Genomic DNA, 17,903 nt, shown 5'->3' with positions numbered 1-17,903 from the left:
GTGGTTGTCCCAACGACAGGGACTCCTTACTTCGGGCCCGCATGGCGCGTTCTTCTCGATCCCTGGACTGGGGTTTTCCCCGCTGGCGTTCCTACGGCTCCGAGCGGGGGGCGGCGAAGGTGCGCATGTGCGACCGCGACGGCTGCGACCAGCCGGGCGACTGCCCCGCGCCCAAATCGCCGAACAGCCGCGAGCGCTGGCATTTCTGCGAAACGCATGCCGCCGAATACAATAAGGGCTGGAATTACTTCGAAGGGCTGAGCGCCGAGGAAGCGGCCGCTCGCGAGGCCGAGGAGCAGCGCGGCGCCGATGGCTACCGCAAGGCCTCGCATTACGCCTGGGGCGGCCCGGGCGACGGCAGCCGCTCGCGAGACGAGATGCGCGCCCTCGACGTGCTCGATCTGGAAGCGGATTCCGACTTCAACGCGGTGAAGGCAGCCTATCGCCGCCTCGCCAAGGCCAATCACCCGGACGTGAAGCCGGGTGACAAGGAAGCCGCCGAACGCTTCCGCCAGGTGCAGGCAGCCTATGACGTGCTGCGCCGGGCCGAGGAACGGCGCGCGGCCGTCTAGGCGTAACGCTCCGCCGTCGCGCGGATCAGGGCGATCATGTTCGGAATGCCCTGGGTGCGGTTCGAGCTGAGCTGGTTGCGCAGGTTGAAGGGCGCAAGCGCGCCTTCGATGTCGGTCGCGAGGATGTCGGCGGGCGTCCGGTCCTGCACGGTCAGCAACACCAGCGCGATGATGCCCTTGGTGATCGCGGCGTTGGAATCTGCGAGGAAATGGAGCCGATCGCCCTCCCGCGTCGGATAGACCCAGACCGCCGCCGAGCACCCGCGCACCAGCGTCGCGTCGGTCTTCAGCGCGTCGGGCATCAGTTCCAGGCCGCGGCCCAGGTCGATCAGCAGCCGGTAGCGGTCGTCTGAATCGAGCAGCTCGTAATCGGAGAGAACGTCGGAAAGGATGGGCATGAAGGCCAGATAGGGGGCTTGTACAGCTTCGTCATCCCGGCCTTGACCCGGGGCCTACCTTCTTCGGGAAGTGAAGGCAGGTCCGGCTCAAGGCCGGGATGACGAGTCTAATATCCACCCCGGCGGCGATCGCTTCCAGCTTCCGGATGCGTTCCTTCAGATCGGCAAGCTCGATGCGCGAGCTCATCGTCGAGGGCGGCGGCAGGTCGTTGTCGGCGCTGCGCGCCTGAATCTCCAGCCGCTTCAGCTCCAGCCAGCCGCGCCAGCCGCGCAGGGCGCCTGCGGTGATGACGCCGATCCCGGCCAGTCCCACCAAGCCCATTTCCAGATAGATGTTCGGTTCCATCCGTCTTCTCCTCCGGGCACCGCGATCAGTTGTCGCGGGACCGCAAAGCTTCGATTTCGCGTTCCAGGGCGCGGGGCCCCGCATCGTCGGTCGCGAGCCGTTCCAGCACCGCGATCCGTTCCTTCAGCGTCCGCACCTCGTCACGCAGACGCCGCGTTTCGGCATCGTCGTGGATCGGCTCCATCCCGCCGCCGCCGCGGCGCCGCTGGTAGCCGTAGCGCGCGGTCAGCACGCGTCCGATCGTGACGACGATGATGATGCCCAGCACCATTTCGAACGGGTTCATATTGCCTTACTCCCGGATTTCTCGTGTCAGTTCAGCGGTTGGTCGCGGAGGCGATCGATCTCGCCTGCAACATCGACGCCGCGATCTGTTATGATTCGCTCCAGCACCCGGACGCGCTGTTCCAGCCGTTCGGTGTGGGCCGCATATTGCGCTGCCTTTTCGGCCGTCTGGCCGGCCTGGATCTCCAACTGCTTCTCGCGAAGCCTCATCAACCTGGCAAACATACCGGCGAGGATTCCCAGAATGGGGATCGAAAGCGCGAGGTATGGAAAGGCGTTTTGCATCCTGACAGCTCCCCAGTGTCGGTTGGCCGCCGTTCCCTGTCAGCGGCCATGGTGTTTCGACGAAAGTGCGTTTCAGTTCGTCCGGCGTAGCGCCTCGATCTCGCCCGCGACGCGGTGCGCGTCGTCGGTTACGATCCGCTCCACATTGCCCAGCCGGTCCTTGATCGACCCGAGCTCGGCGCGCAGCTGCGCATTTTCCTGCGTCAGCAGCTTGATCCGCTCGATCGCCTCGGCGTCGGTCTTCGGATAGATCGCCTTGCCCCAGCTGTTCTCCAGCGGATAGCCGTTGCGGATCCGGAGCCAGGTCGTGAAAATCCAGCCGCCGATCGCCATGGCCCCGAGCAGCATGCCGCCGCCGATGATCCAGGGCAGGTTCGGCACGATGGTGGCGTCGGCAATATCCATTGTCTCTTCCCCGTTCTCGTCGGTTCTGTAGCGGTTGACGTTGCGTCAGCTGCAAGGGCTCAGCGAAGGCTGTCGATCTCGTCGGCCAGGCTGCGGTTGCGGCTGGTGTAGTAGAGCTCGACATCAGCCAGGCGGCGATCGATGTCGCGGAGCCGGCCCCGCACTTCGCGGGTGGTCCGCGCCGGCGACCGGCGCACGCCCTGCCAGAACTGCTCCTCGTCCTTGTCGCTGTAGAGGCCGTAGGGCTTCGGCTTGGCGACCCAGGCGGCGGCCCAATAGGCCAGCAGCGACCAGGGGAAGGCGCCGGCGAGGGTGATGACCACCATGCCGATGCGGACCAGGGTCACGTCCCATCCCATATAGTCGGCGATACCGGCGCAGACCCCGAGCCACTTCTTGTTCTGCTTGTCGAGGTAAAAGCGGGTGCGGCTGGCGCTCATCTCTTATTTCTCCCTGATCTGACGGACTTCGGAGCGGGGCAGTTCCGGCGCGGGGCGGCGGACTTCCAGTTCCGGGGTTTCGGCGGCGACGATGCGCTCGATCGAGTGCAGGCGGTCGTCCAGCCGGCGGGCGGTTTCGTAGAGGTCGTCGAGCAGACTCTCGTCCTCGCGGGTGATGCTGCCGGATTTCTTCCACTGCGTGATGTAATGGAGGATGATCCAGGGCATGCCGATGAACAGGAAGCCGCAGATGATGACTGGCAGGAGCACGTCTTCCATCACGCTCAGCCCTCCTTGTTGGCCAGGCGCGCCTTCAGCGCCTCAAGCTCGGCATCGACCTTGTCGCTGGAGCGCAGTTCGGAGAACTGGTCCTCCAGGGTCTTGGGCTCGCCCATGCCGGCGGCATCGGCGCGGCCCTCGGCCAGGTCGACGCGGCGCTCCAGCACCTCGAAGCGGCTGAACGCGTCCTCGACGCGAGCGCCGGAATAGGCCTCGCGCAGCCGCATCCGGTTGTGCGCGCTTTCCATCCGGGCGACGATCGCGTTCTGGCGGGCCCGCGCCTCGCGCAGCTTCTGCTGCAGCTTGGCGATATCGGCCTCGGACGCCTGCAGCGCATCGTCGAGCACCTCGATCTCGGCCTTCAGCTGGTCGGCCATGTCGGCCGCCTTCTGGCGCTCGATCAGCGCGGCCTTGGCGAGGTCCTCGCGGTCCTTCGACAGCGCCAGCTCGGCCTTCTCGGTCCAGTTGGCCTGGAGGTTCTCGAGCTTCGCGATGTGGCGGCGCATTTCCTTCTGGTCCGCGATCGTCCGCGCGGCGGAGGCGCGAACCTCGACCAGCGTCTCTTCCATCTCCAGGATGATCATGCGGATCATCTTCGCCGGGTCTTCGGCGCGATCCAGCAGATCGGTCATGTTGGCGGCTACGATGTCGCGGGTTCTGGAAAAAATACCCATCTGGGAGTGCTCCTGGATCGAAAGAGGGGGTGCCGGGGCGGGACAAGGGGGCCACCCGCCCCGGCGGTGAAGTCGTCAGGCGCGAACGCTGCTGGCGACGGAAGCGGGATGGACCTCCACGGCGCCGGCCGGGCCGACCGCGCTCAGCACGCAGGTGGCGCTGAACAGGATCGTGCAGAGGATGGCCGAGAAGGTCTTCCGGGTTTCGAACGAAGTGAACATGGCGTGCTCCTGTGAACCTTCGAGTTTGCGTTCGCCGGGTGTGTCCGGCTTCGTCCCAACTTTTGCAGGGGCCGTGCCAAGTCCTGAAAATGGCTGAAAACCGCGGTTTTCGACGTAGTAGTTATGGGGTTGAGCCAACGTACCTTGCCAAGGCTTGGGAAAATGCGCCATGTTCTGGCAATGGAACGCGAGAGCGCATTTATCGGCCAGTCGCTGGCCTTTCTGGATTCGGTGGAACGGGCCAGCCGCGCCGCGGCGCTGAACCGGACGGTGCTGGTGATCGGCGAGCGCGGCACCGGCAAGGAACTCGTCGCCGAACGCCTCCATCGCCTGTCGCCGCGTTGGGACGGGCCGCTGGTCGTGATGAATTGCGCCGCGCTGCCCGAGACACTGATCGAGGCGGAGCTGTTCGGGCACGAGGCCGGGGCCTTCACGGGGGCGACACGGGCGCGGGCTGGGCGCTTCGAGGAGGCCGACGGCGGCACCTTGTTCTTGGATGAGCTCGGCACGCTGTCCGCCGCGGCGCAGGAGCGGCTGTTGCGCGCGGTCGAATATGGCGAGGTGACGCGGATCGGTGCGTCCCGGCCCGTCCGGGTCGACGTCCGCATCGTCGCCGCCACCAACGAGAATTTGCCGGCCCTGGTCGATGCGAACCGGTTCCGGGCCGACCTGCTCGACCGGTTGAGCTTCGAAGTGATCACGCTGCCGCCGCTTCGCGCCCGCGAGGGCGACGTGCCGGTGCTCGCCGATCATTTCGGCCGGCGCATGGCGGCCGAGCTGGGATGGGAGCGCTGGCCGGGCTTTTCCAGAACGGCGATGGACACGCTGACGGGTTATGAATGGCCCGGCAACGTCCGTGAGCTCCGCAATGTGATCGAGCGGGCCGTGTATCGCTGGGAGGACCCGGCGCATCCGGTCGACTCGATTGAGTTCGACCCGTTTGCGTCGCCCTGGAAGCCTAAGGGCGACGCCGCGCGCTCGCTGACGCCGGCCCATGCACCTGCCCCGCCGGCAGCGCCGGCCCCTGCCAATGACGAGCTGGAGTGCGACGACTTCAAGGCCGCCTGCGATGCGTACGAGCGCCGGCTGCTCGAGGCGGCGCTCCGCCGCTGCCGTTTCAACCAGCGGCTGACCGCCAAGGCGCTGGCGCTGACCTACGACCAACTGCGGCACGCATTGCGGCGTCATGATTTGCTGCAGGCGGGGGGTGCGTGATATTCTCCCGGCCTTGAAGCTGTGGAGGGTGGAATGCGCTTGTTCCCCTGCCTCGCGGCCGCCGCACTGCTGATCCCCGGCGCCGCCTCAGCATCCAGCATGGTGATCGGCTCCGGCCTCGCGCGCATGTGCTTCGAGGCGGCGGATGCGGAGCGGGCGACGCCCGGCACCCTCGACGCCTGCAATCGCGCGCTGGCCGACGAACCGCTGTCGTTCGACGACCAGGTCGCCACCTATGTCAATCGCGGCATCATCCGCGCCCGGATGAGCGACTTCGCAGGCGCGCTGTCGGACTATGATCGCGCGATCCGCCTCGATCCGGGCCAGGCGGAAGCCTATCTCAACAAGGGCGCTCTGGTGCTGAAGGTCCAGCATGACTGGCGGCAGGCGCGCGACCTGTTCGACGCGGCGCTGGACAGGCATACGCGCCGGCCCGAGATCGCCTATTTCGGCCGGGCGATCAGCAATGAGTTGGCGGGCGATCTGGCCGGCGCGATGGCGGACTATCAGAAGGCCAGCGATCTCGCGCCCAATTGGGACGAGCCTAAGAAGGAGCTGACGCGCTTTTCGGTGCGCAAGCGCGGCTGATCGACCCCTTTAGCCTGTCTGAACGAGATTTCCGCAAGCAAGGCCCTTGGACAGCGCGCGCGCGTTGGCTAGGCCGACCGGAGCAACAAGGAGACCTGCAATGGCGTTCGAGCTTCCCCCGCTGCCTTACGACAAGTCCGCGTTCGGCGAGATCCTGTCGGCCGAGACTTTCGATTTCCATTGGGGCAAGCACCACCGCGCCTATGTGAACAAGACCAACGAGCTGGCGCCGCAGGCCGGGCTTGACGGCCGCCGCCTGTCGGAAGTGATCCGCGCGGCCAAGGAAAGCGGCAACAAGGGGTTGTTCAACAACTCGGCCCAGCTGTGGAACCACAGCTTCTACTGGCAATGCCTGAGCCCGGAGACGCAGCAGCCGACCGGCACGCTGAAACAGAAGATCGAGGAGGCGTTCGGCTCGACCGACGCGCTGCTCGACAAGCTGAAGACCGAGTCGGTCAACCATTTCGCCAGCGGCTGGGGCTGGCTGGTGCTCGACGGCGACCAGCTGAAGGTCACCTCTCTGCACGACGGCGACTCGCCAGTCGCCTATGACGGCATGAAGCCGCTGCTGACCATCGATGTGTGGGAGCACGCCTATTACATCGACTATCGCAACATGCGTGCGGACTATGTCGATGCGCTGCTGAGGCGCGCGATCAATTGGGACTTCGTGGCGCAGAACCTGGACGGCCAGGGCGTGTCGCGGGCGGATCAGTAGGCTGGTCGCTCCCCTCCCGCTTGCGGGAGGGGACTAACCCTCCGGCGGCAGCGGGGCTTCCTTGCCGTCGCTCAGCCCGTGCTTCATCAGCATCGGGATGTTGGCGACCGCGAACAGCAGGGTCAGCGGCACCGCCCCCCACAGCTTGAACCCGACCCAGAAGTCCCAGCTCTGGGTGCGCCACACCGCCTCGTTCAAAACCGCCATGAATGCGAAGAAGCCGACCCAGTTGACGGTCAGCTTGCGCCAGCCGGTGTCGTTCAGGCCCGGATAGGCCGCCTCCAGCAGGGTCTTCAGCAGCGGCTTGCCGGTCGCGAGGCCGTAGCCCAGGATCACCGCGAACATCGCATAGACGATCGTCGGCTTCATCTTGATGAAGGTGTCGTCGCGGAACCAGAGCGTCAATCCGCCGAAGAACACGACCAGCGCGCCGGTGATCCACAGCATCGGCGAGATGCGGCCGGCCTTCACGCGGCTGAGGATCATCGCCGCGACCGTCGCGATCATGAAGGCGGCGGTGGCCGCCATCACCTTCACCAGCTTCGGCCCGCCGGTCATCGCGTTCACGATGAAAAAGACCGCGAGCGGCCCGAAATCGATCGCCATGCGAAGGCCCGGCGAGAGTTCGCGGGGTTTGTCAGTCGAGTTCATGCTGTCGCTCATTCCTCCACCCCCGCGATCATCCGCGCCACTTCGCGGGCATCGAATGGGCGCAAATCGTCCATGCCTTCGCCGACGCCGATCGCGTGGATGGGCATCCCGAATTTCTCCGCCGCGGCGACCAGCACGCCCCCGCGCGCGGTGCCGTCCAGCTTGGTCATGACCAAGCCGGTGACGCCAGCGACCTCTTTGAACACCTCGATCTGGCTGAGCGCGTTCTGGCCGGTCGTCGCGTCGAGCACCAGCACCACGTCGTGCGGCGCCTGCGGATTGAGCCGGCCGAGCACGCGGCGGATCTTCGCCAGCTCGTCCATCAGCTCGCGCTTGTTCTGCAGCCGCCCGGCGGTGTCGACGATCAGCACGTCGATGCCGGTCGCGGTCGCCTGCTTGACCGCATCCCAGACGATGCCGGCCGCGTCGCCGCCTTCCGGCCCCGCCATGATCGGCACGCCGATCCGCTCCGCCCAGATGCGCAATTGCTCGATCGCCGCCGCGCGAAACGTGTCGCCGGCGGCGAGCATCACGCCATAATCCTGCTCCAGGAACAGCCGCGCGAGCTTGGCGATCGTCGTGGTCTTGCCGGAACCGTTGACGCCGATCACCAGGATCACCTGCGGGCGGGGAAAAGCGTCGATCTCCAGCGGCTCGGCGACGGGCGCGAGCACCTTCTCGATCTCCTCCGCCACGGTCTCCTTGACCTGCGCTTCGGAAAGCCCCCGCTCGAACCGGCCCTCCGACAGGCGCTCCCGCACGCGCGCGGCCGTCGCGGGCCCCAGATCGGACGCGATCAGCGCGTCCTCGATCTCGTCCAGCGTCTCGCGGTCCAGCGACGCCTTGGTGAACAGGCCGGTCAGGTTCTCCGACAGCCGGTCCGACGTGCGCCGAAAGCCGCCCAGCAATTTCTCGTGCCAGCGCGTATCGGTCATTCAGGGCTTCCGATCAGGGTGTCGCCGCGGCGGGCGGTGATGAGGGTGCGGAGGATTTCTCCCCTCCCGCTTGCGGGAGGGGCCGGGGGAGGGCCTGCGCGTGGGTCGCCGGGAGACGAATTCCCTCCCCTAGCCCCTCTCGCAAGCGGGAGGGGAACACCCAGCTCCACCTTCGCGAAATTCTCCGCGTGACCGGTCCGACCGTCCAGCTCGACCAGCACCTGCTGCCGGGTTCCGACCAGCCCATCCAGCCAGCGTGCCTGTCGCTCCGCGCACGCCTCCCGCAACCGCTTGGCCCGTGCGCGGACCACTTCGGGTTCGACTTGCGGCATGCGCGCGGCGGGGGTGCCGCGGCGGGGAGAGTAGGGGAAGATGTGGCCGAACACGATGTCGCACTCATCCACGATGCGGAGCGAGTTTGCGAACATCGCCTCGGTCTCGGTCGGGAAGCCGGCGATCAGGTCGGCTCCGATCGCGATTTCGGACCGTGCGGCCTTGATGCGCTCGACCAGCCGGATCGCGTCGGCGCGGAGGTGGCGGCGCTTCATCCGCTTCAGGATCATGTCGTCGCCGGCCTGCAGCGACAAATGCAGGTGCGGCATCAGCCGCGTCTCGCCGACGATCAGCGCGAACAGGCGGTCGTCGATCTCGATCGGGTCGAGCGACGAGAGGCGCAGGCGGGGCAGGGCGGGGACGGCCTTCAGCACGCGCTCGACCAGCAGGCCCAGGCTGTCACCGGTCAGGTCGCCATAGGAGGTCAGGTCGACGCCGGTCAGCACCACTTCCTGCGCGCCCTGATCTACCAGGAGGCGGATGCGCTCGATCACCGCGCCGGCGGGCGTGGAGCGGCTCGGGCCGCGTCCATAGGGGATGATGCAGAAGGTGCAGCGATGGTCGCACCCGTTCTGCACCTCCACGAAGGCGCGGGCGTGGGTTTGCACCTGTGATCCGTTCGTATCGAGCGAAGTCGAGATACGCTTCTCGACTTCGCTCGAAGCAAACGGGGAATAAGATCCGGATCGAAGCTTCTTCAGGTTCGATACCACCCTGCTCACCTCGGGCATCGCGGCGAAGGCCTCGCGCTCCACCTCTGCCGCGCAGCCGGTCACGACGATGCGCGCATCGGGCCGTTCGCGGTGGGCACGCCGGATCGCGCGGCGGGTCTGGCGCACGGCTTCCTCGGTGACCGCGCAGCTGTTGACGACGATCAGATCGTTGTCGGGCAGCATCGTGCGGATCGCCTCGCTTTCGGCGATATTCAGTCGGCAGCCGAGGGTGATGACGTCGCTCACCCGAACGCCTCCAGGTCCGCCTCGCCCGCGAAGACGTGCGTTGCCGGACCCGTCATGCGGATGGTGCCGCCCGGCGCCCAATCGACCTGCAGCTCGCCGCCGGGCAACGAGACCGTCACCGGCGATCGCGCCAGCCCGCGCCGGATCGCCGCCACCGCGGTCGCGCAGGCGCCCGTTCCACAGGCGCGCGTCAGCCCGGCGCCGCGTTCCCAGACGCGCAGCTTGACGGCCGCCGGTCCGGTGACTTGCGCCACATTCACATTCACCCGCTCCGGAAAAAGCGGGTCCTGCTCGACGATCGGGCCGATCCGCTCGAGCTCGACCGCATCGAGGGCGGGCACGAAGAACACGATGTGCGGATTGCCGACATTGATTGCTGTGCCGTGCTCCAGCCCTTCCCAGCCGACCGGCAGCGCGGCCGTGTCGAGCGGGTAGGCGAGCGGTATCTCGTCCCAGCCGAAGCGCGGCGTCCCCAGGTCGATGGTGATGCCGCCTCCGGTCGGCTCCGCCTCGACCGGGCCGCCGGCGGTCTCCATCCGGCGCGCGCCGGTCAGCTGGGCGACGCAGCGCAGCGCGTTGCCGCACTGCTCGACCTCGCCGCCGTCGGCGTTGAAGATGCGCATGCGCAGGTCCGCATCCTCAACCGGCTCCAGCAGGATCAGCTGATCGCAACCGATGCCCGTCCGCCGGTCGGCGATCGCGCGCGCGCGCGCTGCCGTGATCGCCACGCCCCGCGCACGCGCATCGATCACGACGAAATCATTGCCGAGCCCGTGCATCTTGTGGAAGGCGAAGCGCATGGCGGGCGATCTAGGGGCGCACACGCGCCAAGTCCATGCGGAGGCGGAGGCCGTGCTGCACTTCTGGCTGGAGGAGGTGCCGCCGGAAAAGCGCTTCGCGCGCGATGACGCGCTGGACGCGGAATGCGCGCGGCGTTTCAAGGCGCTGCGGGACCGGCTCGCCGCGACGGCGGCGGCGGGGTTGCGGGACGATCCCCGCCATCTGCTGGGGGCAGTGATCGCGCTCGATCAATTCTCCCGCAACATCTATCGCGGCTCGGCCGAAGCATTCGCCGCCGATCCCATCGCGCGGTCACTGAGCGAGCACGCCCTCCGCGAAGGCTGGGACCGCGGCATGAGCATCCCCGAGCGTCAGTTCCTCTACATGCCGTTCCAGCATTCGGAAGACGCGGCCGATCAGGATCGATCGGTCGCGCTGTTCACCGCGCTGGGGGACGGCAAGTCGCTGGATTATGCGACGCTGCACCGCGACGTGATCCGCCGCTTCGGGCGCTTCCCCGGCCGCAACGCCGCCCTCGGCCGGCCGAACACGTCGGACGAGGAAGCATTCCTGGCCGAGGACCAGGCCTTCTAGCCGGCCTTGCGCAGCTCGCGGATGCGCTCGCCCGCCGGGGCGGCAAGGTGCTTGACCGGCAGCAGGTTGCGCTCGGCCAGCAGCACGCGGACCTGGCCCACGTCCATCGGCTTGCCGAAATGCCAGCCCTGGCCTTGGTAGCAGCCGAGCGTCTTCAGCTTGGCCTCGATCTCCGGCGTCTCCACGCCTTCGGCCGTGACCGGCAGGCCCAGGCTGTCGCTGAGCCGCGTGATCGCGTTGACGACGGCGGTGCTCTCGGCATCGCTGCCCAGCGACGTAACGAAGCTGCGGTCGATCTTGACCCGGTCGAACGGCAGCGCGCGCAGGTTCGACAACGAGGAATAGCCGGTGCCGAAATCGTCGAGCGCAAGCCGGATGCCCTGGTTCTTCAGGCTGCCGACGACCGACTGGGCGACGCCCATATTCTCGGCGAGCGCGCTTTCGGTGATCTCGATCTCCAGCCGGTTGGCCGGAAAGCCGGTTTCGACCAGCAGCTTGACGATCTTGTGCGCGAACCAGGGATCGCGCAGCTGGCTGGGCGCGATGTTGACCGACAGCGTCAGCGACGAATCCCAGTTCTTCGCTTCCTCGAAGGCCTGGCGCATCACCGACATCGACAGGTCCGCGATCATGCCGGTCTCCTCGGCGATCGGGATGAAGATGTCGGGCGGGATGATGCCGCGCGTGGGATGCTCCCAGCGCGCGAGCATCTCGAAACCGTGGAGCTTGCCCGACGCAAGGTCGATCTGCTGCTCGTAATAGGGCACGAACTGGCCGAGCGGGATGCCTTCGCGCATGCCGCTTTCGATCGCGTTGCGCATGTTGAGCTCGCGCTCCATCGACTCATCGAACCAGTGATAGCGGTTCCGCCCGGCATTCTTCGAGGCGTACATCGCGATGTCGGCGCGGCGCAGCAGTTGCTCGATCGTGTCGCAGCCGGCCTCGGAGCGGGCGAGGCCGATCGAGGCGCCGGTGTGGATCATGGCGCCGGCGATATCCAGCCGCTGGCCGAGCTCGGCGACCAGCCGCTCCGCGACCGCGTCGACCAGGTCGGGCCGGCCGTCTTCGTAGGTGAAGAGCAGTGCGAACTCGTCCGCGCCGAGCCGCGCCGCCAGCGCACCGGCGGGCGCCGCCGCCTCGATCCGGTCCGCGGTCAGCTGCAGCGTGGCGTCGCCGATCGCGTGGCTGTTCACTTCGTTGACCGTCTTGAAATGGTCGAGGTCGAGCAGCAGCAGTGCCGTCTTGCGCCCGCGCTTGCTGTTCTTGCGGAGCAGGCGCGCCGTGTCCTCGAGGAAGGTCTGGCGGTTGGAGAGGCCGGTCAGCGCGTCTTCGCGCGTCAGCTGACCGATCCGCTCTTCGGCCGCCTTGCGGCGCCCGGTCTCCTGCCGCAGGCCGACATGCAGCCGCCAGCTGAACAGCACCAGCGCGACGTTCAGGATCACCGATACGGCCAGCGTGCCGTCGAGAGGGACGAAGCCGCGCATCGCGGTGAACATCGCCGGCCCGGCCGTTGCGACCAGCAGCATCGCTCCCGCCAAGGTGATGGCGCCTGCGGCCACGTCCCGCCGCACCCAGACCTGCTGACCCGATACGCTCATTTCTACCCGTCCCGATATTCGATGCGGGAAGGGCTATGCGGACTGGGTGTAGGAAGCCTTAAACGGCATCACGCTTTTAGAGTTTAGCGCCCGCTTACCATTTTGCGGGGAAGCTCGGAACGCGAGCGTATCGTTACGGGTTCAGCGGGGATGGCGCTCCGCCTTTCCAGGTCCGCGATGCTGCTGGCCATGCTCCTCGTCACGGGCTGTGGCCAGGCGAGCAGCGACCTTGCCGTCATCAAGACCGCGCGATCGCTCGCGGCGGAGCGGGCCTTGGTGGCCAAGCTTGACGAGGAAGGAAAGCTGCGGCGCGCCTATGCAGGCGGGATGCAGCGCGCGGGCGTGCAGCAGCTCCTGTCCGGGCGGAACGCATTGTCGCAGCCGGAAGGCGCCGCCGGCCAGGCGATCGGCGCGGCCGCGGCCGTGCGCGACGAAGCCGGCGCGCTCCGCGCCGCCGCGCTCCAGCTTGCCCGGATCGAGGCGCAGCGTGAAAATCACTGAGCTGACGCTCGGCATCCTGACCGCCGTCGGCGGCTTCGTCGATGTCAGCGAGCTGGTGTTCATGGCCCAGGCCGGCTCGCGCTTCCAATATGCGCTGGTCTGGGTGATCGTGGTGGCGACGGTCGGCATGATGGTGTTCGGCGAAATGAGCGGCCGCGTCGCCGCCATCGCCAAGCAGCCGGTGTTCAACATGATGCGCCACCGGCTGGGGCTGAACCTGGGGCTGGTGACGCTGATCGCGTCGCTGATCAGCAACACCATCACCTGCGCCGCGGAAATCGGCGGCGTCGGCATCGTGCTCCACCTGCTGACCGGCTTCGGCTTAGTCCCGATGGCGATCGCCGCCACTTTCGTGTTCGTCGCCACGATCTGGCTGCTGCCGTTCAAATGGATCGAGCGGACCTATGGCCTGCTGGGCCTGTTCATGGTCGTGTTTGCGGTCGCGCTAGTCGCGATCGAGCCGCCTTGGGGAGAGATCGTGAAAGGCCTGGTGCCGCAGGTGCCGGCCGGACTGAGCACGACCGAGCTGCTGACCTACGGCTATTTCGCGGTCGCGATCGTCAGCGCCGTGATGTTCCCTTACGAAAGCTATTTCTACTCCTCCGGGGCGATCGAGGAGAAATGGAGCGAGAAGGATCTGGGGCTCAACCGGCTGACGACGACGGTGGGGTTTGGCCTCGGGTCGCTTCTTGGCATCGCGATCCTGGCGAGTTCGGCCCAGCTGTTCGGCCCGCAAGGGATCAGCCCCGAACTTCCGGGCACCACGGCTCTGGAGGCGGCAATCCCCTTCGGCCGCGTCGGCCTGCTGCTGGCGCTGCTCGGCATGCTGTTCGCCATCGCAGGGGCCGCGATCGAAACCTGCCTTTCCAACGCCTACAGCATCTCGCAATTCTTCGGCTGGCGCTGGGGTCGGCATCTGAAGCCGCACCAGGCGCCGCGGTTCACTTTTGCCTGGCTCGCAGTGTTCGCGATCGCGCTGGCGATCGTGTTGACCGGGATCGAACCGGTCGCGCTGGCGGAATATGCCGTTGTCGCCTCGATCCTCGTGCTGCCGCTCACCTACCTTCCGATCCTGCTGCTGGCAGGCGACAGGAGCTATATGCGCGAGCATGCCAATGGCCGGATCGCGAAGACGCTCGGCTGGGCCTATTACGCGCTGATCGTCGTCGCCGCGCTCGGCGCCCTTCCGCTCTATCTGCTGACCGAAGGAGGGAAGCTGTGACGATCGGGCGCGTGAGGCTGCTGACGCAGTTGCGCGACGTGCAGATCGTCGATCGCGACGACCGGGATTGCGGCATCGTCGATGATGTCGAGCTCCAGGGCGGGCCGGGCGAGGGGTTGCGCGTCACCGCGATCCTGGTCGGCCCTGGCGCCTATCGCGCGCGGCTGCCGCGCTGGGCGATGCGGCTGGTGGCGCTGATCGCCGGCGACCGCATGGTGCGGGTGCCCTGGGGCGAGGTGGCGTATATCTCTTCCACCGTACAACTCGCGCAGACCGCGCAGGCCTATGGCCTAGCCGAAGCGGAGGAGCGGGCGCGCCGGCTGCTCCCCGGGATCGGAGGCATCGATGCGCCTCAGTGAGCTCTACGGCGTCCCGGTCCGGGACCTGGATGGACGCAGGCTCGGCCGGCTGTTCGAAATCTACGTGATCGAGGACGAGGTCGAGGCGATCGGCTGCGGCGCAGGCACGCTGTTCGAGCGGCTGACCGGCCGCAACCATGGCAAGCGCATCCCCTGGGTCGCCGTGCGCGCGATCGGCCCGCGCGGGATCGTCGTCGACCCAGCTATTCTCCCATCTGCCTGGCCGGAGGGCCCTGCTCCCGCCGGCGAATGACCAAGTTGCGGATCTCGGTCATGTCCTCCATCGCGAAGCGGATGCCTTCGCGGCCGAGGCCGGAATCCTTCACCCCGCCATAGGGCATGTTGTCGACGCGGTAGCTGGGCACGTCGTTCACCACCACGCCGCCGACCTCGAGATTGTCCCAGGCATCGAGCACCTGGAAGATGTCGCGCGTGAAGATGCCGGCCTGCAGCCCGAATTTGCTGTCGTTGACGATGTCGAGCGCCTGTTGCCAGGTCGAGAAGCGCTCGAAGAAGGCGACCGGACCGAACGCTTCCTCGCGGTTGAGCTTGGTGTCCGCGCCCACATCCTCCAGCAGCGTCGCTTCCAGCATCGCGCCCTCCCGCCTGCCGCCGCACAGCAGGGTCGCGCCGCCCGCCACGGCTTCCTTGATCCAGCGGTCGAGCCGTTCGGCTTCCTTCACGTCGATCATCGGGCCGACGAAGGTGCTTCGGTCGTGTGGATTTCCGGCAACCAGCGTCTTCGTCTTCGCGACGAGCTTGTCGCGGAACGCGTCGTACACATCGTCGTGCACGACGATGCGCTGCACGCCGATGCAGCTCTGGCCGGACTGGTAGAAGGCGCCGAACACGGTGCGCTCGACGGCGTCGTCCAGGTCGGCGTCGCGGTCGATCACCACCGCCGCATTGCCGCCCAGTTCCAGCACGACTTTCTTCTTGCCCGCCTTCGCCTTCAGCTCCCAGCCGACGCCGGGCGAGCCAGTGAAGCTCAAGAGCTTCAGCCGATCGTCCTCGGTGAACATGTCCGCGCCGTCGCGGTGCGCGGGCAGGATCGAGAAGGCGCCTTTGGGCAGGTTTGTTTCGGCCAGCACCTCGCCCATGATGATCGCGCCCAATGGTGTCCGGCTCGCCGGCTTCATCACGAACGGGCAGCCGACCGCGATCGCCGGCGCGATCTTGTGCGCGGCAAGGTTCAGCGGAAAATTGAACGGCGAAATGAACGAGCAGGGCCCGATCGGCACGCGCTTCCAGATGCCCTGATAGCCCCGGGCGCGCGGGGAAATGTCGAGCGGCTGGACCTCGCCGGTCATGCGCACGGCTTCTTCGGCGGCGATGCGAAAGGTGTCGATCAGCCGCGTGACTTCGCCCTCGGCATCCTTGATCGGCTTCCCCGCCTCGACGCACAGTGCAAAAGCGAGCTCGTCGAACCGCTCCTTGAAGCGCGCGACGCAGTGGTTGAGCACGTCCTGGCGCTCATAAGCCGCCATCCGCGCCATCGGCTCGGCCGCCTTCACCGCCGCCGCGATCCCCGCCTCGATCTGCTCCGGCCGCGCCAATGCGACGCGGAACGCGACTTCGCCAGTGTATTTGTCGGTGACTTCCAGGTCGGCGTTCCCAGCCCGGGCCTCGTTGGCAAGGTAGAGCGGGTAGGTGTCACGGAGTTTGGTCATATGCGTTTCCTGCCCCTCTCCCGCGAAGCGGGAGAGGGAAATGCGAGCGGAGCGAGCGAGGGTGAGGGCCTGTGCTCGCGTGTCTGCCCTCACCCTGGCGCTGCGCGCCTGCCCCTCTCCCGCTCCGCGGGAGAGGGGCTTAGATTTACAACGCCTTGCTGAGCTGTTTGATGTCCTGGTTCAGAATTTTGTCGTTCTCGCTGTAGTCGACCGGGCAGTCGATCAGGTGCACGCCGGGCGTGTCGAGGCAATCCCTCAGCAGCCCCGGCAGCATCTCCGCCGAGGTCACGCGGTGGCCTTTGGCGCCGTAGCTTTCGGCGTACTTGACGAAATCCGGGTTGCCGTAGGTCAGGCCCCAATCCTTGAAGCCCATGTTCGCCTGCTTCCAGCGGATCATGCCGTAGCTGTTGTCGTTGAGGATGAGCACCGTGATGTCGAGGCCGAGGCGAACCGCGGTCTCCATCTCCTGGCTGTTCATCATGAAGCCGCCATCGCCGCAGATCGCCATCACCTTGCGGTCGGGATAGACCATCGCCGAGGCCATCGCCGACGGCAGGCCCGCGCCCATCGTCGCCAGCGCATTGTCGAGCAGGACCGTGTTCTGCTGCCGCGCCGCATAATTGCGCGCGAACCAGATCTTATAGACGCCGTTATCCAGGCAGATGATGCCGTCGGCCGGCATGGCCTCGCGGACCGTTCGGACCAGATGGGGCGGAAAGATCGGGAAGCGCGCGTCGCCGTCCAGGCTGGCGGTGTGCTCCACCTCTGCCTTGCGGAAGCGCAGCATGTCGTCGAACTGCCACCGGCCGGACGGCACGATATCTTCGACGATCTGCCAGACCGCGTTGCCGATATCGCCGATCACTTCGATCTGCGGGAAATAGACCGGATCAACCTCGGCCGAACGCGCCGAGATGTGGATTACCTCGGCGCCGCCGCGCTTCATGAAGAAGGGCGGTTTTTCGATCACGTCATGGCCGACATTGACGATGACGTCGGCCGCCTCGATCGCGCGGTGGACATAGTCGCCCGCCGACAGTGCTGCGCAGCCGACGAAGCGCGGGTGCGTCTCGTCGATGACGCCCTTGCCCAGCTGGGTCGTGACGAACGGGATGCCGGTCTTTTCGACCAGCTTCAGCAGCATCCGCCCGGTCACCTTGCGGTTGGCGCCCGCACCGATCACGAGGATCGGGGACTTGGCGTCCTCCAGCTTCTTGACCGCCGCGCGCACCGCCTTCGCTTCCGCGAGCGGGCGGCGATGCAGGCTGGGCTTGATCGGTGTCGACTCGGTATGCTCGTCGGCCACGTCCTCGGGGAATTCGAGGTGCGTTGCGCCCGGCTTTTCCTCCTCGGCCAGGCGGAACGCCTCGCGCACGCGACTCGGGATATTGTCGGCGCTGGCGAGCTGGTGGGTGTATTTGGTGATCGGCCGCATCATGTCGACGACGTCGAGGATCTGGAACCGGCCCTGCTTCGATTTCTTGATCGGCTTCTGGCCCGTCACCATCAGGATCGGCATGCCGCCCAGCTGTGCATAGGCGGCGGCGGTGACGAAATTGGTGGCGCCAGGCCCCAATGTCGCCATGCACACGCCGGTCTTGCCCGTGTGGCGGCCATAGGTCGCGGCCATGAAGCCGGCGCCCTGCTCGTGTCGGGTCAGGATCAGCTTGATCTGCTTGGACCGCGACAGGCTGTCCAGCATGTCGAGATTTTCTTCGCCGGGCACGCCGAAGATATATTCGACGCCTTCCTCCTCCAGGCACTGGATGAAGAGGTCCGAAGCCTTTGTCATGAATATCCCCCGTTCACGGATGCCGATCGTGACGCGCCCGGCGGACGGCTCCGGCTTTGCCGATTCCCGTTCCGCCGCGATG

Annotated in this window: 24 protein-coding genes and 1 pseudogene; 9 read left to right on the top strand and 16 right to left on the bottom strand. The window is 66.8% G+C overall.

Annotated elements, in window-relative coordinates:
- Nucleotides 1-41: 41 nt before the first annotated feature.
- Nucleotides 42-572 carry a J domain-containing protein gene (locus GON01_RS09120; RefSeq protein ID WP_157027061.1) on the top strand — a complete coding sequence of 177 codons (531 nt, stop codon included), beginning with the start codon at nt 42-44 and terminating at the stop codon, nt 570-572.
- Here the strand turns inward: GON01_RS09120 and GON01_RS09115 are convergent.
- The 9 genes and pseudogenes from GON01_RS09115 to GON01_RS16670 form a co-directional block, all read right to left on the bottom strand.
- Nucleotides 569-970 (bottom strand): SufE family protein, encoded by a 402-nt coding sequence (locus GON01_RS09115; protein WP_157027060.1) that lies wholly within the window; start codon nt 968-970, stop codon nt 569-571. The two genes, GON01_RS09120 and GON01_RS09115, sit on opposite strands and share 4 nt — an antisense overlap.
- A gap of 109 nt (nt 971-1,079) precedes the next feature.
- A pseudogene (locus GON01_RS09110) lies at nt 1,080-1,316 on the bottom strand (hypothetical protein); the annotation flags it as partial.
- A 25-nt stretch (nt 1,317-1,341) separates the two neighbouring features.
- The gene (locus GON01_RS09105) at nt 1,342-1,602 is read right to left on the bottom strand and encodes a hypothetical protein (RefSeq protein ID WP_157027059.1); all 261 of its coding nucleotides are present in this window, start codon (nt 1,600-1,602) and stop codon (nt 1,342-1,344) included.
- Between the two features lie 26 nt (nt 1,603-1,628).
- Nucleotides 1,629-1,826 carry a hypothetical protein gene (locus GON01_RS09100; protein WP_408640914.1) on the bottom strand — a complete coding sequence of 66 codons (198 nt, stop codon included), beginning with the start codon at nt 1,824-1,826 and terminating at the stop codon, nt 1,629-1,631.
- A gap of 132 nt (nt 1,827-1,958) precedes the next feature.
- Nucleotides 1,959-2,291 (bottom strand): hypothetical protein, encoded by a 333-nt coding sequence (locus GON01_RS09095; RefSeq protein WP_157027057.1) that lies wholly within the window; start codon nt 2,289-2,291, stop codon nt 1,959-1,961.
- A 59-nt stretch (nt 2,292-2,350) separates the two neighbouring features.
- A complete protein-coding gene (gene pspC, locus GON01_RS09090) occupies nt 2,351-2,731 on the bottom strand; it encodes an envelope stress response membrane protein PspC (RefSeq protein ID WP_157027056.1) in 381 nt (126 codons plus the stop codon).
- Between the two features lie 3 nt (nt 2,732-2,734).
- Nucleotides 2,735-3,010, bottom strand: coding sequence for an envelope stress response membrane protein PspB (pspB, locus tag GON01_RS09085; protein WP_157027055.1), 276 nt, complete (start codon nt 3,008-3,010; stop codon nt 2,735-2,737).
- A 5-nt stretch (nt 3,011-3,015) separates the two neighbouring features.
- On the bottom strand, nt 3,016-3,684 hold the full coding sequence (gene pspA, locus GON01_RS09080; protein ID WP_157027054.1) for a phage shock protein PspA: 669 nt from the start codon (nt 3,682-3,684) through the stop codon (nt 3,016-3,018).
- A 75-nt stretch (nt 3,685-3,759) separates the two neighbouring features.
- A complete protein-coding gene (locus GON01_RS16670) occupies nt 3,760-4,077 on the bottom strand; it encodes a hypothetical protein (RefSeq protein WP_181600104.1) in 318 nt (105 codons plus the stop codon).
- A 9-nt stretch (nt 4,078-4,086) separates the two neighbouring features.
- On the opposite strand from GON01_RS16670, the gene pspF reads away from it, so the two are divergent.
- The 3 genes from pspF (at nt 4,087) to GON01_RS09065 (ending at nt 6,427) form a co-directional block, all read left to right on the top strand.
- A complete protein-coding gene (gene pspF, locus GON01_RS09075) occupies nt 4,087-5,121 on the top strand; it encodes a phage shock protein operon transcriptional activator (RefSeq protein WP_157027053.1) in 1,035 nt (344 codons plus the stop codon).
- 33 nt (nt 5,122-5,154) lie between these two features.
- Nucleotides 5,155-5,709 carry a tetratricopeptide repeat protein gene (locus GON01_RS09070; protein WP_157027052.1) on the top strand — a complete coding sequence of 185 codons (555 nt, stop codon included), beginning with the start codon at nt 5,155-5,157 and terminating at the stop codon, nt 5,707-5,709.
- 100 nt (nt 5,710-5,809) lie between these two features.
- Nucleotides 5,810-6,427 carry a superoxide dismutase gene (locus tag GON01_RS09065; RefSeq protein ID WP_157027051.1) on the top strand — a complete coding sequence of 206 codons (618 nt, stop codon included), beginning with the start codon at nt 5,810-5,812 and terminating at the stop codon, nt 6,425-6,427.
- 33 nt (nt 6,428-6,460) lie between these two features.
- Here the strand turns inward: GON01_RS09065 and GON01_RS09060 are convergent, their stop codons facing one another.
- The 4 genes from GON01_RS09060 to dapF are packed head-to-tail and all read right to left on the bottom strand — an operon-like array spanning nt 6,461 to nt 10,105.
- Nucleotides 6,461-7,078, bottom strand: a complete 618-nt coding sequence (locus tag GON01_RS09060; protein WP_157027050.1) for a septation protein A — start codon at nt 7,076-7,078, stop codon at nt 6,461-6,463.
- An 8-nt stretch (nt 7,079-7,086) separates the two neighbouring features.
- Complete coding sequence (ftsY, locus tag GON01_RS09055; RefSeq protein ID WP_157027049.1) at nt 7,087-8,013, bottom strand: signal recognition particle-docking protein FtsY; 927 nt, start codon at nt 8,011-8,013, stop codon at nt 7,087-7,089.
- Nucleotides 8,010-9,305: a tRNA (N(6)-L-threonylcarbamoyladenosine(37)-C(2))-methylthiotransferase MtaB gene (gene mtaB / locus GON01_RS09050; RefSeq protein ID WP_181600099.1), complete on the bottom strand. Its 1,296-nt coding sequence runs from the start codon at nt 9,303-9,305 to the stop codon at nt 8,010-8,012. The genes ftsY and mtaB overlap by 4 nt, the downstream gene beginning before the upstream one ends.
- Nucleotides 9,302-10,105, bottom strand: coding sequence for a diaminopimelate epimerase (gene dapF, locus GON01_RS09045; protein ID WP_157027047.1), 804 nt, complete (start codon nt 10,103-10,105; stop codon nt 9,302-9,304). The genes mtaB and dapF overlap by 4 nt, the downstream gene beginning before the upstream one ends.
- Here dapF and GON01_RS09040 point away from each other — a divergent pair.
- Complete coding sequence (locus tag GON01_RS09040; protein ID WP_157027046.1) at nt 10,104-10,679, top strand: DUF924 family protein; 576 nt, start codon at nt 10,104-10,106, stop codon at nt 10,677-10,679. The genes dapF and GON01_RS09040 overlap by 2 nt on opposite strands.
- On the opposite strand, the gene GON01_RS09035 is transcribed toward GON01_RS09040, so the two are convergent.
- A complete protein-coding gene (locus GON01_RS09035; RefSeq protein WP_157027045.1) occupies nt 10,676-12,277 on the bottom strand; it encodes a putative bifunctional diguanylate cyclase/phosphodiesterase in 1,602 nt (533 codons plus the stop codon). The two genes, GON01_RS09040 and GON01_RS09035, sit on opposite strands and share 4 nt — an antisense overlap.
- 189 nt (nt 12,278-12,466) lie before the next feature.
- Between GON01_RS09035 and GON01_RS16665 the strand changes: the two genes are divergently transcribed.
- From GON01_RS16665 to GON01_RS09020, 4 genes are read left to right on the top strand one after another with little or no spacing between them, the layout of a single operon-like run.
- Entirely contained in the window at nt 12,467-12,778 is a 312-nt protein-coding gene (locus GON01_RS16665) for a hypothetical protein (RefSeq protein ID WP_181600098.1), read from the top strand.
- Nucleotides 12,765-14,000 (top strand): NRAMP family divalent metal transporter, encoded by a 1,236-nt coding sequence (locus GON01_RS09030; protein ID WP_181600097.1) that lies wholly within the window; start codon nt 12,765-12,767, stop codon nt 13,998-14,000. Before GON01_RS16665 ends, GON01_RS09030 begins: the two co-directional genes overlap by 14 nt.
- The gene (locus GON01_RS09025) at nt 13,997-14,359 is read left to right on the top strand and encodes a hypothetical protein (protein ID WP_157027043.1); all 363 of its coding nucleotides are present in this window, start codon (nt 13,997-13,999) and stop codon (nt 14,357-14,359) included. The genes GON01_RS09030 and GON01_RS09025 overlap by 4 nt, the downstream gene beginning before the upstream one ends.
- Nucleotides 14,346-14,612: a PRC-barrel domain-containing protein gene (locus GON01_RS09020; RefSeq protein ID WP_157027042.1), complete on the top strand. Its 267-nt coding sequence runs from the start codon at nt 14,346-14,348 to the stop codon at nt 14,610-14,612. Before GON01_RS09025 ends, GON01_RS09020 begins: the two co-directional genes overlap by 14 nt.
- Here GON01_RS09020 and GON01_RS09015 read toward each other — a convergent pair.
- Together GON01_RS09015 and GON01_RS09010 are read right to left on the bottom strand one after the other, a co-directional pair.
- Complete coding sequence (locus tag GON01_RS09015; protein WP_157027041.1) at nt 14,563-16,029, bottom strand: aldehyde dehydrogenase family protein; 1,467 nt, start codon at nt 16,027-16,029, stop codon at nt 14,563-14,565. The two genes, GON01_RS09020 and GON01_RS09015, sit on opposite strands and share 50 nt — an antisense overlap.
- 145 nt (nt 16,030-16,174) lie before the next feature.
- A complete protein-coding gene (locus GON01_RS09010; RefSeq protein ID WP_157027040.1) occupies nt 16,175-17,821 on the bottom strand; it encodes an acetolactate synthase large subunit in 1,647 nt (548 codons plus the stop codon).
- Nucleotides 17,822-17,903 lie beyond the last annotated feature (82 nt).

It is taken from the genome of Sphingomonas horti (assembly GCF_009753715.1).
Classification (GTDB): domain Bacteria; phylum Pseudomonadota; class Alphaproteobacteria; order Sphingomonadales; family Sphingomonadaceae; genus Sphingomonas_B; species Sphingomonas_B horti.
Note: the sequence above shows the minus strand (reverse complement) of the source record. Positions and strands in the feature narration are given on the sequence as shown.